Source organism: Pseudomonas sp. FA-1 (genome assembly GCF_056856075.1).
Window position 1 is genome coordinate 254,767 of the sequence record NZ_JBWXTH010000003.1, and the last position, 14,389, is coordinate 269,155.

Sequence of the window (14,389 nt, forward strand, 5' to 3'; positions counted from 1 at the left end):
TGACTATTTGGGAGTGAGTGCAGGACATGTCCCGCAATTCTTATATTCAGCAGAGCTCCGACATCCAGGCCGCGGGCGGTCTGGTCCCGATGGTTATCGAGCAGTCCGCCCGTGGCGAGCGCGCCTACGACATCTACTCCCGCCTGTTGAAGGAGCGAGTGATTTTCCTGGTTGGTCCCGTCGAGGACTACATGGCCAACCTGGTGGTGGCACAACTGCTGTTCCTTGAAGCGGAAAACCCGGACAAGGATATCCATCTGTACATCAACTCGCCGGGTGGTTCGGTGACTGCGGGCATGTCGATCTACGACACCATGCAGTTCATCAAGCCGGACGTCTCGACCATCTGCATCGGCCAGGCCTGCAGCATGGGCGCCTTCCTGCTCGCGGCCGGCGCCGCTGGCAAGCGCCACTGTCTGCCGAACTCGCGCGTGATGATCCACCAGCCATTGGGTGGCTTCCAGGGCCAGGCGACCGATATCGAGATCCATGCCCAGGAAATCCTCAACATCAAGGCGCGCCTGAACGAGCTCTTGGCCTACCACACCGGCCAGGACCTGGAAACCATCAAGCGCGACACCGAACGCGACAACTTCATGAGCGCTGCACGCGCGGCCGAGTACGGCCTGATCGACTCGGTCTACGACAAGCGGCAACTGGCGTCCTGAACCAAGGTGCCAGAGCGGGTGGGCGCCGAAAGCGCCTACCTGCGGACTTGAAAAAGCCCGCAATTGCCTTCATCTTGTGTTTCATGCCTACCGGATTGGATCGATCGAATGACTGACACCCGTAACGGCGAGGACAGCGGCAAATTGCTCTATTGCTCCTTCTGCGGCAAAAGCCAGCACGAAGTGCGCAAATTGATTGCCGGGCCCTCGGTATTTATCTGCGACGAGTGCGTCGACCTGTGCAACGACATCATCCGTGAGGAGGTGCAGGAAGCCCAGGCCGAAAGCAACGCGCACAAATTGCCATCGCCGAAAGAAATCAGCGGCATCCTGGACCAGTACGTCATTGGCCAGGAGCGCGCGAAGAAGGTGCTGTCCGTAGCGGTGTACAACCACTACAAGCGCCTGAACCAGCGTGACAAGAAGGGCGACGAAGTCGAACTCGGCAAGAGCAACATCCTGCTGATCGGGCCTACCGGCTCGGGCAAGACCCTGCTCGCCGAAACCCTCGCACGCCTGTTGAACGTACCGTTCACCATTGCCGACGCCACCACCCTGACCGAAGCCGGTTACGTGGGTGAGGATGTCGAGAACATCATCCAGAAACTGCTGCAAAAGTGCGACTACGACGTGGAAAAGGCCCAGATGGGCATCGTCTACATCGACGAGATCGACAAGATCTCGCGCAAGTCGGACAACCCCTCCATCACCCGTGACGTTTCGGGCGAAGGCGTGCAGCAGGCGCTGTTGAAGCTGATCGAAGGCACCGTGGCCTCCGTGCCGCCGCAGGGCGGGCGCAAGCATCCGCAACAGGAATTCCTGCAGGTCGATACCCGCAATATCCTGTTCATTTGCGGTGGTGCATTCTCGGGCCTGGAAAAGGTCATCCAGAACCGCTCCACCAAGGGTGGCATCGGTTTTGGCGCCGAAGTGCGCAGCAAGCAGGAAGGCAAGAAAGTCGGCGAGTCCCTGCGTGAGGTCGAACCGGACGATTTGGTCAAGTTCGGCCTGATTCCGGAGTTCGTCGGCCGCCTGCCGGTGTTGGCGACCCTCGACGAGCTGGACGAAGCGGCGCTGATGCAGATCCTCACCGAACCGAAGAACGCCTTGACCAAGCAGTATGCCAAGCTGTTCGAGATGGAAGACGTGGATCTGGAGTTCCGCAGCGACGCGCTCAAGGCCGTTGCACGCAAGGCCCTGGAGCGCAAAACCGGCGCCCGTGGCCTGCGCTCGATCCTCGAGGGCGTGCTGCTCGACACCATGTACGAGATCCCTTCGCAGAAGGATGTCAGCAAGGTGGTGATCGACGAGAGCGTCATCGATGGCACGTCGCAGCCGCTGCTGATCTACGAAAACAGCGAGCCGCAAGCCAAGGCTGCACCTGACGCCTGAGTCGGGCAAGCCAAGCGCGCAAGAAAGGGGCCTACGGGCCCCTTTCTGCTTTTCCGATCTGAACGCTTGTATTTTTACAGACCTGCCCCCACATTAGGTCCAAGCATCATTTCCACCGGTTTCCGGCCATTAAGGGCCGCTGTAGAGGCGAAATCATGAAGACCACCCTCGACTTGCCTCTCTTGCCATTGCGCGATGTCGTTGTCTATCCGCACATGGTCATCCCACTGTTCGTGGGGCGCGAGAAGTCCATCGAAGCCCTCGAGGCCGCGATGACGGGCGAAAAGCAGATCCTGCTGCTGGCCCAGAAGAATCCTGCCGATGACGATCCGGGCGAAGATGCCCTGTATCGCGTCGGTACCATTGCCACCGTCCTGCAATTGCTCAAGCTGCCCGATGGCACCGTCAAGGTGCTGGTCGAGGGCGAGCAGCGCGGTGCGGTAGAGCGTTTTACCGAGACCCAAGGGCACGTCCGTGCCGAAGTGTCCCTGATCGATGAAGCTGAAGCGGCCGAGCGCGAGTCGGAAGTCTTCGTGCGCACGCTGCTGTCGCAGTTCGAACAGTACGTCCAGCTGGGCAAGAAGGTTCCGGCCGAAGTCTTGTCCTCGCTCAACAGCATCGAGGAGCCAGGGCGCCTGGTCGATACCATGGCGGCCCACATGGCGCTCAAGATCGAGCAGAAGCAGGAGATCCTCGAGATCGTCGACCTGCCGGCCCGGGTCGAGCATGTCCTGGCGCTGCTGGATGCCGAGATCGACCTGCTGCAGGTCGAGAAGCGTATCCGTGGCCGGGTCAAGAAGCAGATGGAGCGCAGCCAGCGCGAGTACTACCTGAATGAGCAGATGAAGGCCATTCAGAAGGAGCTCGGCGACGGCGACGAAGGCCATAACGAAGTCGAAGAGCTGAAAAAGCGCATCGAAGCCGCAGGCCTGCCCAAGGATGCCCTGGCCAAGGCCCAGGCCGAGCTGAACAAGCTCAAGCAGATGTCGCCGATGTCTGCCGAGGCAACGGTGGTGCGTTCCTACCTGGACTGGCTCGTGCAGGTGCCGTGGAAGGCCCAGAGCAAGGTACGCCTGGACCTGGCCAAGGCCGAGGAAATCCTCGATGCCGACCACTACGGCCTGGAAGAGGTCAAGGAACGTATCCTGGAATACCTCGCCGTACAGAAGCGCGTGAAGAAGATCCGCGGCCCGGTGCTCTGCCTGGTCGGCCCACCCGGTGTGGGCAAGACATCCCTGGCCGAATCCATCGCTGCCGCGACCAACCGCAAGTTCGTGCGCATGGCCCTTGGCGGTGTGCGTGACGAGGCCGAGATCCGTGGTCACCGCCGCACCTACATCGGCTCGATGCCGGGCCGGCTGATCCAGAAGATGACCAAGGTGGGCGTACGCAACCCGCTGTTCCTGCTCGACGAGATCGACAAGATGGGCAGCGACATGCGTGGCGACCCGGCCTCGGCATTGCTTGAGGTACTCGACCCCGAGCAGAACCACAACTTCAACGACCACTACCTGGAGGTCGACTACGACCTTTCGGACGTGATGTTCCTGTGCACCTCGAACTCGATGAACATCCCACCGGCGCTGCTTGACCGTATGGAGGTCATCCGCCTGCCGGGCTACACCGAGGACGAGAAGATCAACATCGCGGTCAAGTACCTCACGCCCAAGCAAGTGAAGGCCAACGGCCTGAAGAAGGGCGAGCTGGAGATCGACGTCACCGCGATCCGCGACATCATTCGCTACTACACCCGCGAGGCGGGGGTACGTGGCCTGGAGCGCCAGATCGCCAAGGTCTGCCGCAAGGTGGTCAAGGAGCACACCGGCGAGAAGCAGCTCAAGGTCAAGGTGACCGGCGAGCAGCTCGAGCACCTGCTCGGCGTGCGCAAGTTCCGCTATGGCCTGGCCGAGCAGCAGGACCAGATCGGCCAGGTCACCGGCCTCGCCTGGACCCAGGTGGGCGGCGAACTGCTGACCATCGAGGCGGTGGTCATCCCCGGCAAGGGCCAACTGATCAAGACCGGCTCCCTGGGCGACGTCATGGTCGAATCGATCACCGCCGCGCAGACCGTGGTTCGCAGCCGTGCCCGCAGCCTGGGTATCGCTGCCGACTTCCACGAGAAGCATGACGTGCACATCCACATGCCCGAGGGCGCCACGCCCAAGGACGGCCCGAGCGCGGGCATCGGCATGTGCACCGCGCTGGTCTCGGCCCTGACCCAGATCCCGGTGCGCGCCGATGTGGCCATGACCGGCGAGATCACCCTGCGTGGCCAGGTGCTGGCCATCGGTGGCCTCAAGGAAAAACTCCTGGCGGCGCATCGGGGCGGGATCAAGACGGTGATCATTCCCGAGGAGAATGTCCGCGACCTGAAGGAGATTCCGGAAAATATCAAACAGGATCTTCAGATCAAACCGGTCAAATGGATTGACGAAGTCCTGCAAATTGCGCTGCAATACGCCCCGGAGCCCTTGCCAGATGTGGCTCCGGAGATTGTCGCGAAAGATGAAAAGCGCGACGGCGATGCTAAGGAAAGAATCAGCACGCACTAGTACGTATTTCGCTGGGGGGCTTTCCTTGACAGTTTTTTCGGGGCCTTGCTATAAAACGGCACGCCAGTGTCAATAGGCCGCCCAGTGCTCGTTTCATAAGCTTTTCATTACATACTTAGAAACAAACTCAATAGAGATATAAGGGGACTTAGAGTGAACAAGTCGGAACTGATTGACGCTATCGCCGCATCCGCTGACATTCCGAAAGCTGTAGCCGGCCGTGCGCTGGACGCAGTCATCGAATCCGTCACCGGCGCCCTGAAGCAAGGTGACGATGTTGTACTGGTTGGCTTCGGTACCTTCTCGGTCAAGGAGCGCGCCGAGCGCACCGGCCGCAACCCACAAACCGGCAAGGCGATCAAGATCGCTGCCGCCAAGGTCCCAGGTTTCAAGGCTGGCAAGGGCCTGAAAGACGCCGTCAACTAAGTCGTCTCTTTCAGCCGGGCTTGGCCATGCCAGGCCCGACCGCGTGACGGCGGGGCCGCAAACGTTCCCGCTGGCACGCTCGCTTTGAAAAGGCGCATCCCACAGGATGCGCCTTTCTTCTATCAGGACTCTACCCACGCTCCACGGTTGTCGACGCAGTGGTACAACCGTTTCTGGGGGACGCATGCTGCAGAATATCAGGGACAATTCACAAGGTTGGATTGCCAAGACCATCATCGGCCTTATCGTTGTGCTGATGGCGCTGACCGGCTTCGAGGCCATTTTCCAGGCCACCAGCCATAGCCAGGATGCTGCCAAGGTGAACGACGAAACCATCAGCCAGAACGAGCTGAGCCAGGCCGTCGACTTGCAGCGCCGTCAGCTGATGCAACAGCTGGGCAAGGATGTCGACCCAGCGCTGCTGGACGATAAAGTGCTGCGCGAAGCCGCGCTCAAGGGGTTGATCGAGCGCAAGCTGCTGTTGCAGGGCGCCAAGGATGCCAAATTCTCCTTCTCCGAGGCCGCATTGGATCAAATGATCCTGCAGATGCCGGAGTTCCAGGTCGACGGCAAGTTCAACGCCGAACGCTTCGACTCGGTCATTCGCCAGCTGGGCTATGGCCGGATGCAGTTCCGCGAAATGCTGACCGAGGAAATGCTCATCAGCCAGCTGCGCGCGGGCCTGGTCGGTAGCAGCTTCGTCACCGACAAGCAGGTCGAGGCCTTCGCCCGCCTGGAGAAGCAGACCCGAGACTTCGCCTCGCTGACCTTCAAGGCCGACCCGGCTGCGGTCAAGGTGAGCGACGAGGAGGTCAAGGCGCACTACGACCAGCACGCCAAGGAGTTCATGACGCCGGACCAGGTGGTCATCGACTATATCGAGCTGAAGAAGTCGGCGTTCTTCGACCAGGTCGAGGTCAACGAAGACGAACTCAAGGACCTCTACGAGAAGGAAGTCGCCAACCTGGCCGAGCAGCGTCATGCCGCGCACATTCTGATCGAGGTCAACGACAAGGTCTCCGACGACCAGGCCAAGGCCCGCATCGAAGAGATCCAGCAGCGCCTGGCCAAGGGCGAAGACTTCGCCGCCCTGGCCAAGGAATTCTCCCAGGACCCGGGGTCGGCCAATAACGGCGGTGACCTTGGTTTCGCAGGCCCCGGTGTCTATGACCCGGCCTTCGAGGAGGCCCTGTACAAGCTGAACCAGGACCAGGTATCGGCACCGGTGCGCACTGAGTTCGGCTACCACCTGATCAAGTTGCTGGGCGTCCAGGCGCCGGAAGTGCCGACTTTCGCCAGCCTAAAGGACAAGCTGACCCGCGAGCTGAAGACCCAGCAGGTCGAACAGCGTTTCGTGGAAGTGACCAAGCAGCTCGAGGATGCCGCCTTCGAAGCCTCCGACCTGGCCCAGCCGGCCCAGGACCTGGGCCTGAAGGTACAGACCTCGGCAGCGTTCGGTCGCGAGGGCGGCGAAGGTATCACCGCCAACCGTTCGGTGGTCCAGGCCGCGTTCAGCGAAGAAGTGCTGGAAGAGGGCGCCAACAGCAACGCCATCGAGCTGGATCCGGAAACAGTGGTCGTGCTGCGGGTCAAGGAGCACCGTAAGCCATCGCAGTTGCCGCTGGAGGCTGTGGCCAGCAACATCCACGACCACCTGGCCAAGGAGAAGGCGATCGCCGAGCTCAAGGCCAAGGCCGACAAGCTGATCGCTGGCCTGCGTGATGGCTCGATCGCCGCTGATGCGGCCCACGAGGGCCAGGCGTGGAAAGTCCAGGAAGCGGTTACCCGCGGCCAGGACGGTATCGACCCGGCCGAGCTGCAGGCGGTGTTCCGCCTGGGCAAGCCTGAGTCCAAGGACAAGCCGGTGTACGGCAGCGTGGTCCTGGGCGATGGCAGCCTGGTGGTGCTGCAGCTCAAGGGTGTCAACGAAGGCGCTGCGGCCACTGACGAGGAGAAGGCGTACATCCGTCGCTATCTCGCCTCCCGTGCCGGCGAGCAGGACTTCGCCGCCTACCGCAAGCAGCTGGAAGCCAACGCGGACGTCACTCGCTACTGAGTGCCCACCCCGCAACGAAACAGGCCGCTCATGCGGCCTGTTTCGTTTTTGAGCTTCGCTCGAACCGGTAGGCGCGGGCAATTCGTGCATCGCAGCACAGGCGGGACACCCAGGTGCCTAACGCCGCTCGCCTTCATAGTTATCCAGCGTATCCCGCGCAATCTCCCGGCCCAGTGCAATCAGCTCCGGCGCCTTGTAGAACTCGAAGAACCGGCATACCCGCTTGGGCACGTTGATCAACACATCCGGCGGATAGCCGGCGATCTTGTATTGGGCCAGGGACGTCTGCATCACCTCGAAGCTCTGGTTGATCAGGTCGAGCAACGAGGCAGGCCCGACGTTGTCGATGATGAACGAGCCCGTGGCCGACTTGGGCGCGCCCCCGCGCTCCGGCGCAGCGGCAGGTTGCTGGCTTTCCGGGTCGGCCGATTCACCCAGCCAGGGGTCGTGGGATGCCAGGCCTTCGGAGGCGATCTCCTGTTCGATGCGTATCAGTTGTTCGGCCGGCTTGCGGCGGAAGGGCATGCGCGATCCCAGCGAGCTGATCAGGGCATCGAAGCGCATCTTGAACGCTGCCGGGCGCTCGATGACCGGCAACTGGTACTGCTTCTGGTTGGTGGCGTTGAGGTTCACTGCGATGATCAGGTCGCAGTGGCTGGAGACCACCGGGACGATCGGCAATGGGTTGAGAATGCCGCCATCGACCAGCATCCGGTTGCCCTGCATCACCGGCGTGAACAGGCTGGGAATCGCCGCCGAGGCGCGCATGGCCTGGTGCAGGCAGCCTTCCTGGAACCAGATTTCCTGCTGGTTGGTAAGGTCCGCCGCCACGGCCGTGTAGGGAATGGATAATTGCTCGATGTTCACCTCGCCGACGATTTTGCGAATCTGGCCGAACACCTTGTCGCCGCGGATTGCGCCGAGACGAAAGCTCACATCCACCAGGCGCAGCACGTCCAGGTAGTCCAGGCTTTCGATCCAGCCGCGGTATTCGTCCAGCTTGCCGGCTGCGTAGATGCCACCGATCACCGCGCCCATCGAGCAACCGGCGATGCAGGCGATGTCGTAGCCTCGTCGCTCGATCTCCTCGATCACGCCGATGTGCGCGTACCCCCGGGCACCGCCCGATCCCAGTACCAATGCCACGCGTTTGCTCATGATCGTCCCCCTCACTGCTGTGCAACCATGGTCCAACAATGCACCCATTGCTGCATATGCTTCAATGTAGACCGCGCTGGGCTACGCTGAGCAGGGCACTTTTCGCTTGCCTGAGCGTCGAACGGCCACTCCATTCGTTAGTTCAATTTCGAGGTATTACCGATGAAAGCATGGATCTGCCTTCCCCTCCTGGCCCTGGCCCTGGCTGGCTGCGCAGGCAAGACGGCTTATCGTGACAGCTGTGCGAACCAGCTCGATGCCGCCTGGAAGGAACTGGACCTTGCCAAGGCCGAAGGCTTCGCCGGCACCGTCAGCTATTCCAAGGCCTTGTCGCTGCTGACCGGCGCCAAGACCCAGCAACAGTTCGAAGCTTTCGAAGGCTGCTCGCGCAAGGCCGAGAAGGCGCGCTTCTACATTCGTGAGTCCCGCGCTGGGCGTTGATTCTGGAGTGACGTATGGCTGCCATGCTCGACCATGTAGTTGCCCAGGTGCTGGCGTGCCAGGTGCGCCTGCTGGCGTGCCGTGAGCGGTTGGCTGCGAATGTCGACAGCGAAGCGCTGCACGATCTGCGTATCAGCCTGAGGCGCCTGCGCAGCCTGCTGCGGCCCTTGCGCGGCCTGCCGGGTGTGGAGCAGCTGGAGGATGCGGCAAAAGCCTTGGGCACCTTGACCACGCCGCTGCGCGATCGCGAGGTGCTGGCGGCGCACCTGATCGGGCAGGGCCATGAACAGGCCGGGCGCCAACGCCTGCAGGGCAGGGCCGAGATTTTCGCCAGCGTGGCCGCCAGCCGCCAGCTCACCCGGGTGCTGGCCATCGTCGACAACTTCCCGTTGTTCCTGCGGGTCAGTGACCGCGAGGGCCTGGTGGACGAATTGGGCAAACGCATCGACAAACGCCTGCGCAAGCAGTGGCACAAGCTGGAAAAGGCCCTGGCCGACCCTGCCCACGACCGACATCGCCTGCGCCTGCTGATCAAGCGGGCGCGCTACGGCGACGACGCCTATCCGCAGCTGAGGCATGCCGGCAAGAAGCTGCAGCGGCTGCTCAAGCAGGCCCAGGGCGACCTGGGCGACTGGCACGACCGCGTCCAGTGGTTGTTGCTGGCGCGCGAGCATGCCGACCTTGCGCCCTTCAAGGCGACTTGGACGCGCGAACTGCACGAGGCCGAGGGCAAGGCCGATATCACGCTGCAGGCCCTGCAGGCGGCCCTGGCGCGTCGCTAGCGCGCATCACCGGTGATGCTTACGGCGTTCGCGCCAGGCACGCCACCAGGCGCCACTGATAACGAAGCGCGGAAAGGTGATGAATTGCTCGGTCAGAAGACGCTGCAGGGCATCCTTGCGGCTGGCGAACGGCTCCGGTTGTTCGGCTTCCAGACGATGCCCCTGGCGCTGCAGGCCTAGGCCCGCGACCAGGGCGATCACGCCGACGGCGACCTGGCTCAGGTCCAGGCCGAACAGGCCCGAGAGCACCAGCAGTGCCCCGAGGATGAACAGCGGCACGGCGATCAGGTGCAGCACCAGGTTGGTCGGGTGCCGGTGGTTGTGGTGGTAGCCACGCCATTGCCAGGCGGGCAGGTTGGGCAGGCGTTTGTTCATGGGCATTTCCTCGTCAGTCATGCCCAAAGCTTAGTGCGCCCCCTTGGCAGGGGCCAATCGAAGCGGGTTATCGGCCCTATAGCTTGAGCTGGCCGATGGCCTTGTTCAGCTGTGCGGCCAGGCTCGCCAGTTCGCTGCTGGTGCTGGCCGAGTCGACCGTCTGCTGAACGGTCTGTTCGGTGACATCGCGGATGCTGACCACCGCCCGGTTCATTTCCTCGGCGACCTGGCTCTGCTGTTGCGCGGCCACTGCGATCTGGGTGTTGCTCTCGCGCATCTGCGCCACGGCACTGGTGATCTCTGCCAGCGCTTCGCCGGCCTCCTGCGCCTGCTTGACGCAGTCATCGGCCTTGTACGAACTCTCCTGCATGAAGTCCACCGCATCCCGGGTGCCGGCCTGCAAGGCCGCGACCATGCCGGTGATTTCATCCGTGGAGTTTTGCACGCGCCTGGCCAGGTTGCGCACTTCGTCCGCCACCACGGCGAAGCCACGGCCCAGGTCGCCGGCGCGGGCGGCCTCGATGGCTGCGTTCAAGGCCAGCAGATTGGTCTGCTCGGCGATGCTGTGGATCACCCCGACCACGCCGTTGATGCGCTGGCTGTCCTCGGCCAGTTGGCGGATCATCTCGGCGGTCTGCTGGACCCCGCCGGACAATCCGGCGATCGAGCCCTGTACCCGGCTGACCACGGCCTGGCCGCTGCCGGCCAGGGTGTCGGCGCTCTGGGAGAGGTCGCGGGTGGCGCCGGCGTGCTGGGCGATATGGTGCACAGTGGCAGACATTTCATTGATTGCCGTGGCTGCCTGGTCGGTTTCGCTCTGCTGACCGATCATGCCGTGGCGCACCTCATCCATGCTTGCGGCCAGGCGCGCGGCGCCGGCGTCCAGCTGTGCCGCCGTGTGCGCCACGGTGCTGACGATGCGGTGGTAGGTGGTTTGCATGGCATTGAAGGCGCCTGCCATCTGGCCGACTTCATCGCCGCAGGACAGCGGTACGCGAGCGGCCAGGTCGCCGGTCTTCTCCACGTGGAGCATCACGTCCTTGAGGGTGTTCAGCTGGCTGAGCAAGAAGCGGATGAGCAGCTGCGAGGCACAGAGCATCGCCAGCATCAGGATCAGCACGCATAGGGCATAGCGACTGACGCGCTCGAAGAATACCTGGCGCAGGCTCGGCGCCTGGGCCAATACGGCGACTTGCTGGTCGCCATGGCGCACGACCTGGGCGCCCAGCAGTGGGGTGTCGCCCAGCAGCCAGGCATGGGGCAGTGGAACCCAGCCCTGGGCGTTGGCCAGGGCCTCGCGTGGTTGTTCGGCGATGACCGGGACCTGACCGACTTGCCAGGTTACCAGGTTGGGCTGCCGGGGCAGGGCCTGCGCCGCAGGCCAGGCGCCGATCAGCTCGGCCTGGGCGGCTGCCGTATCGCGGGCGCCCTCGGCGCGCGCTTGCTGTTCCAGGTGCACCGCGTAGAGCACCAGCAGCAAGGTGGTGATGAAGGCCACCGCGTTGACGGCCCAAAACTTGTATCTAAGGGAAATATTGCTAAGCCAGGCACCCATGGACAGGTCTTCTCTGAGTTGAGCGGAAACAACATTGGCAAGGTGCCATCATTGTGCCTGCTCCCCCCAGGGCATGACTTGATATGCGTCAACAAAGGCCGGGCCTTACGCCAGCCGGAAGAACGCCTGCGCCGTGGCGGTGGTATGGGCTGCCGTCTCTTCCGAACGTTCGCCCCGGTGCAGCGCCACCTCGCGCAATACCTCGGGCAGGAAGGCCGGTTCGTTGCGCCCACTCTTGGGCTTTGGCCGCAGGCTGCGCGGCAGCAGGTAGGGCGCGTCGCTTTCAAGCATCAGGCGGCCTCTGGGGATGTTGGCGACCAGCGGGTGCAGGTGGGTGCCGCGGCGCTCATCGCAGATCCAGCCGGTGATGCCGATGTGCAGGTCCAGGTCCAAGTAGGCGAACAAGGCTTCGCGCTCGCCGGTGAAGCAGTGCACCACGGCGGCGGGCAGGTGGTCGCGGTAGTCCTGGAGGATCGCCAACAGCCGCTCGCTGGCATCGCGCTCGTGAAGGAATACCGGCAACTGCAGGTCGGCGGCCAGGGCCAGTTGTGCATGCAAGGCTTTTTCCTGGAGCGGGCGAGGGGAGAAGTCGCGGTTGAAATCCAGGCCGCATTCGCCAACGGCGCACACGCGCGGCTGCGCCAGGAGCTGGCGCAATCGATCCTCGCTGGCGCTGTCCCAGGTGCTGGCATCGTGGGGGTGGACGCCTGCGGTGGTGAACAGGTGGTGACCTTCCGGGTCCAGCTGCAAGGCCAGTTCCAAGGCCTGTTCGCTGACACCCAGGCTGGTGCCGGTGATGACCATCTGCACCACGCCCGCTTGCACGGCGCGTTCGACGACGGCGGCCTGTTGGTCATGGAAGCTGCTGTTGGTCAGGTTGACGCCGATATCGATCAGTTGCATGGTGCTACCTCGTGCCGCGGGTCGGCCAGCATAGCAAAAATCGGGAATTTCCAATAAATCCCAGAACTTCAAGCGGTTGTCGTGGTCTTTTGGCGTCATTTGTCATGGGTTGGATGCGCCATGACGCCGGCCCACCGCCCATGGACAGGTTCTCGCATGCTGCGATCGCTGCTGATTTTCCTGCTGACCCTCGGCCTGACCCTGGCCGGGCCAGCCAATGCCCGTTTGCCTGGCCCGCAGCAACACGTCCCGGCCAGCCAGGTGCGGGACCTAGCGCAGATCCGTAGCAGCAAGGTGCTCAGGGTCCTGGTGAACCAGAGCCGCAACAGCTCGGGCGAGGTCAAGGGCGAGCCGGTGGGCGTCGAGCATCATCGCCTGCGGAGCCTGGAGCACTACCTCAATGCCCGTGCCCGAGATGGCCAGGAAATCCGCCTCAAGTTGATTCCACGGGCCAAGGAGCAGCTGCTCGCTGCCCTGCAGCGGGGCGAGGGCGACCTGGCGGCGCCGGGCGAACTGCTGGACCCTTCGCTGGTGCGCGGCGTCAGCGGCAGCGCCCCGGTACGCGACCAGGTGCAGCTGATGCTGGTAGGGCGCAAGGGTGAGCGCAGTTTCAGCCGCGTCGAGCAGTTGTCCGGGCGTACCGTTGCCCTGACCAGCGCCAGTGCCGCCGGAGCGGTGATCGAACAGCTCAACCAGCAGCTGGCCTTGCGCAAGCGCCCTGCGATCAAGGTGGAGTGGGTGGACCCGAGCCTGGCCGTCGAGGATGTACTGGAAATGGTCCAGGCCGGCATCTACCACCTGACCGTGGTGGAGCGCCCGATCGCCCAGCGTTGGGCGCGGGTGATGCCGCGCTTGCGCCTGGACAGCCGGGTCCACCTGGGCCAACCCCAGGCGATGCGCTGGTATGTCCGGCGTGATGCCAGCATGCTGCTGGCCACCGTGGATCGCTTCCTTCAGGGCTATCGTGCCCCGGCGAACCAGGACGCGGCCTTCGAGCGCATCTACCGGCGCCAGTACCGGGTACACGACCCGTTGGCACGCAAGAGCCGCAAGCGCCTGGAGTCGGTGCGTGCGGTGTTGCAAAAGCATGGTGCTGCGCAGCAGATCGACTGGCTCAACCTGGCGGCGCTGGCCTTCAAGGAATCGACGCTCAACCCGGCGGCGCGGGGCAGCGGTGGCGCCCATGGGCTGATGCAGATCACCCCGGCGGCGGCCCGCCGCGTGGGGGTGAGCAACACGGCGACGGTCGATGGCAATGTCCAGGCTGGGGCACGCTACCTGGCGCTGATCCGCCGCAAGTTCTTCGCCAGCCCCCAGCTCAACGAGCGCGAGCGCATGGCGTTCGTGCTGGCGGCCTACAACCTCGGGCCCGAGCGGGTCCAGGCCATGCGGGCCGAAGCGCGGCGCCGTGGGCTCAACGGCAACCAGTGGTTCTTCCAGACCGAGCGCATCGCCATGGAGCAGGTCGGCATGGGGCCGGTCAATTTCGTCAACAGTGTCAACAAGTACTTCCTGGCGTTCAACCGCCAGCGGCAATCGTTGGAGCGTGTGGCCAAGCGCTGAAACCTTTACAGGTGGCTTGTAAGTTGCCGCTCGAGCCTCTAGCATACCGTCTGCGCCGATTTAAACAGCTACTTGCGGGGCGCGGGAGAAGCCCCCTCCGGGTCATCCGAAATACCGCTAAAGCGCTGGTTCGGTGACGCCTCCCACCGCTGCCCAGCGGGATTCGCGAGGCGCAGAGATATCTCCATGAGTTGTCCACGTACCAGTGTCTGTTTGAGCCCATTGCCTGCCGACCAGGCGTCCCGTACACCGCGCATCCTGCTCGGTGGTCAGCATCAACCCACGCTTCTACGCAACCTCGATGGCCTTTCACGGCGCAAGGGTCAGGCACGCGCGTTCCTCGTCCAGTTCGCCGAAACCTGCGATGGCCTGGCCGAGTTCGCCAATGACCGTTTCGACCTGGCGGTCATCCAGGCGCCTCTGGCCGACGAGGCCGCCGAAGTGATCGGCCAGCTCACCCGCATCGCCCGCCAGGGCTTGATTACCCGCCGTTGAGGCGCGTGTAGCGTCGCGGATTT

13 protein-coding genes are annotated in these 14,389 nt (G+C 63.4%); 9 read left to right on the forward strand and 4 right to left on the reverse strand.

Annotated features, from left to right (window positions below; genetic code table 11):
- The first annotated feature begins 26 nt into the window (after positions 1 to 26).
- From clpP to AC1MHZ_RS08150, 5 genes are all read left to right on the forward strand, one after another.
- Positions 27 to 668 (forward strand): ATP-dependent Clp endopeptidase proteolytic subunit ClpP, encoded by a 642-nt coding sequence (gene clpP / locus AC1MHZ_RS08130; RefSeq protein ID WP_084854802.1) that lies wholly within the window; start codon positions 27 to 29, stop codon positions 666 to 668.
- A gap of 108 nt (positions 669 to 776) precedes the next feature.
- Positions 777 to 2,060: an ATP-dependent Clp protease ATP-binding subunit ClpX gene (gene clpX, locus AC1MHZ_RS08135; protein ID WP_043213487.1), complete on the forward strand. Its 1,284-nt coding sequence runs from the start codon at positions 777 to 779 to the stop codon at positions 2,058 to 2,060.
- A gap of 155 nt (positions 2,061 to 2,215) precedes the next feature.
- Complete coding sequence (gene lon, locus AC1MHZ_RS08140) at positions 2,216 to 4,612, forward strand: endopeptidase La (protein WP_084854801.1); 2,397 nt, start codon at positions 2,216 to 2,218, stop codon at positions 4,610 to 4,612.
- Between the two features lie 153 nt (positions 4,613 to 4,765).
- Entirely contained in the window at positions 4,766 to 5,038 is a 273-nt protein-coding gene (gene hupB, locus AC1MHZ_RS08145) for a nucleoid-associated protein HU-beta (RefSeq protein WP_011533117.1), read from the forward strand.
- A gap of 184 nt (positions 5,039 to 5,222) precedes the next feature.
- Positions 5,223 to 7,094, forward strand: a complete 1,872-nt coding sequence (locus AC1MHZ_RS08150; RefSeq protein WP_368829493.1) for a SurA N-terminal domain-containing protein — start codon at positions 5,223 to 5,225, stop codon at positions 7,092 to 7,094.
- 117 nt (positions 7,095 to 7,211) lie between these two features.
- On the opposite strand, the gene AC1MHZ_RS08155 is transcribed toward AC1MHZ_RS08150, so the two are convergent.
- Positions 7,212 to 8,252 (reverse strand): patatin-like phospholipase family protein, encoded by a 1,041-nt coding sequence (locus AC1MHZ_RS08155; protein WP_084854799.1) that lies wholly within the window; start codon positions 8,250 to 8,252, stop codon positions 7,212 to 7,214.
- Positions 8,253 to 8,414: 162 nt separating this feature from the next.
- On the opposite strand from AC1MHZ_RS08155, the gene AC1MHZ_RS08160 reads away from it, so the two are divergent.
- Positions 8,415 to 8,693: a hypothetical protein gene (locus AC1MHZ_RS08160; protein WP_084854798.1), complete on the forward strand. Its 279-nt coding sequence runs from the start codon at positions 8,415 to 8,417 to the stop codon at positions 8,691 to 8,693.
- A 14-nt stretch (positions 8,694 to 8,707) separates the two neighbouring features.
- On the forward strand, positions 8,708 to 9,475 hold the full coding sequence (locus AC1MHZ_RS08165; protein ID WP_368829492.1) for a CHAD domain-containing protein: 768 nt from the start codon (positions 8,708 to 8,710) through the stop codon (positions 9,473 to 9,475).
- A gap of 6 nt (positions 9,476 to 9,481) precedes the next feature.
- Here the strand turns inward: AC1MHZ_RS08165 and AC1MHZ_RS08170 are convergent, their stop codons facing one another.
- The 3 genes from AC1MHZ_RS08170 to AC1MHZ_RS08180 form a co-directional block, all read right to left on the reverse strand.
- Complete coding sequence (locus AC1MHZ_RS08170) at positions 9,482 to 9,850, reverse strand: Mpo1-like protein (protein ID WP_368829491.1); 369 nt, start codon at positions 9,848 to 9,850, stop codon at positions 9,482 to 9,484.
- Between the two features lie 76 nt (positions 9,851 to 9,926).
- Positions 9,927 to 11,405: a methyl-accepting chemotaxis protein gene (locus AC1MHZ_RS08175; RefSeq protein ID WP_084854795.1), complete on the reverse strand. Its 1,479-nt coding sequence runs from the start codon at positions 11,403 to 11,405 to the stop codon at positions 9,927 to 9,929.
- Positions 11,406 to 11,510: 105 nt separating this feature from the next.
- Entirely contained in the window at positions 11,511 to 12,308 is a 798-nt protein-coding gene (locus AC1MHZ_RS08180; protein ID WP_324815194.1) for a TatD family hydrolase, read from the reverse strand.
- A 156-nt stretch (positions 12,309 to 12,464) separates the two neighbouring features.
- On the opposite strand from AC1MHZ_RS08180, the gene AC1MHZ_RS08185 reads away from it, so the two are divergent.
- Together AC1MHZ_RS08185 and AC1MHZ_RS08190 are read left to right on the forward strand one after the other, a co-directional pair.
- Entirely contained in the window at positions 12,465 to 13,871 is a 1,407-nt protein-coding gene (locus tag AC1MHZ_RS08185) for an MltF family protein (RefSeq protein ID WP_084854793.1), read from the forward strand.
- A gap of 186 nt (positions 13,872 to 14,057) precedes the next feature.
- Entirely contained in the window at positions 14,058 to 14,366 is a 309-nt protein-coding gene (locus AC1MHZ_RS08190) for a hypothetical protein (protein ID WP_084854792.1), read from the forward strand.
- The last annotated feature ends 23 nt before the right edge of the window (positions 14,367 to 14,389 follow it).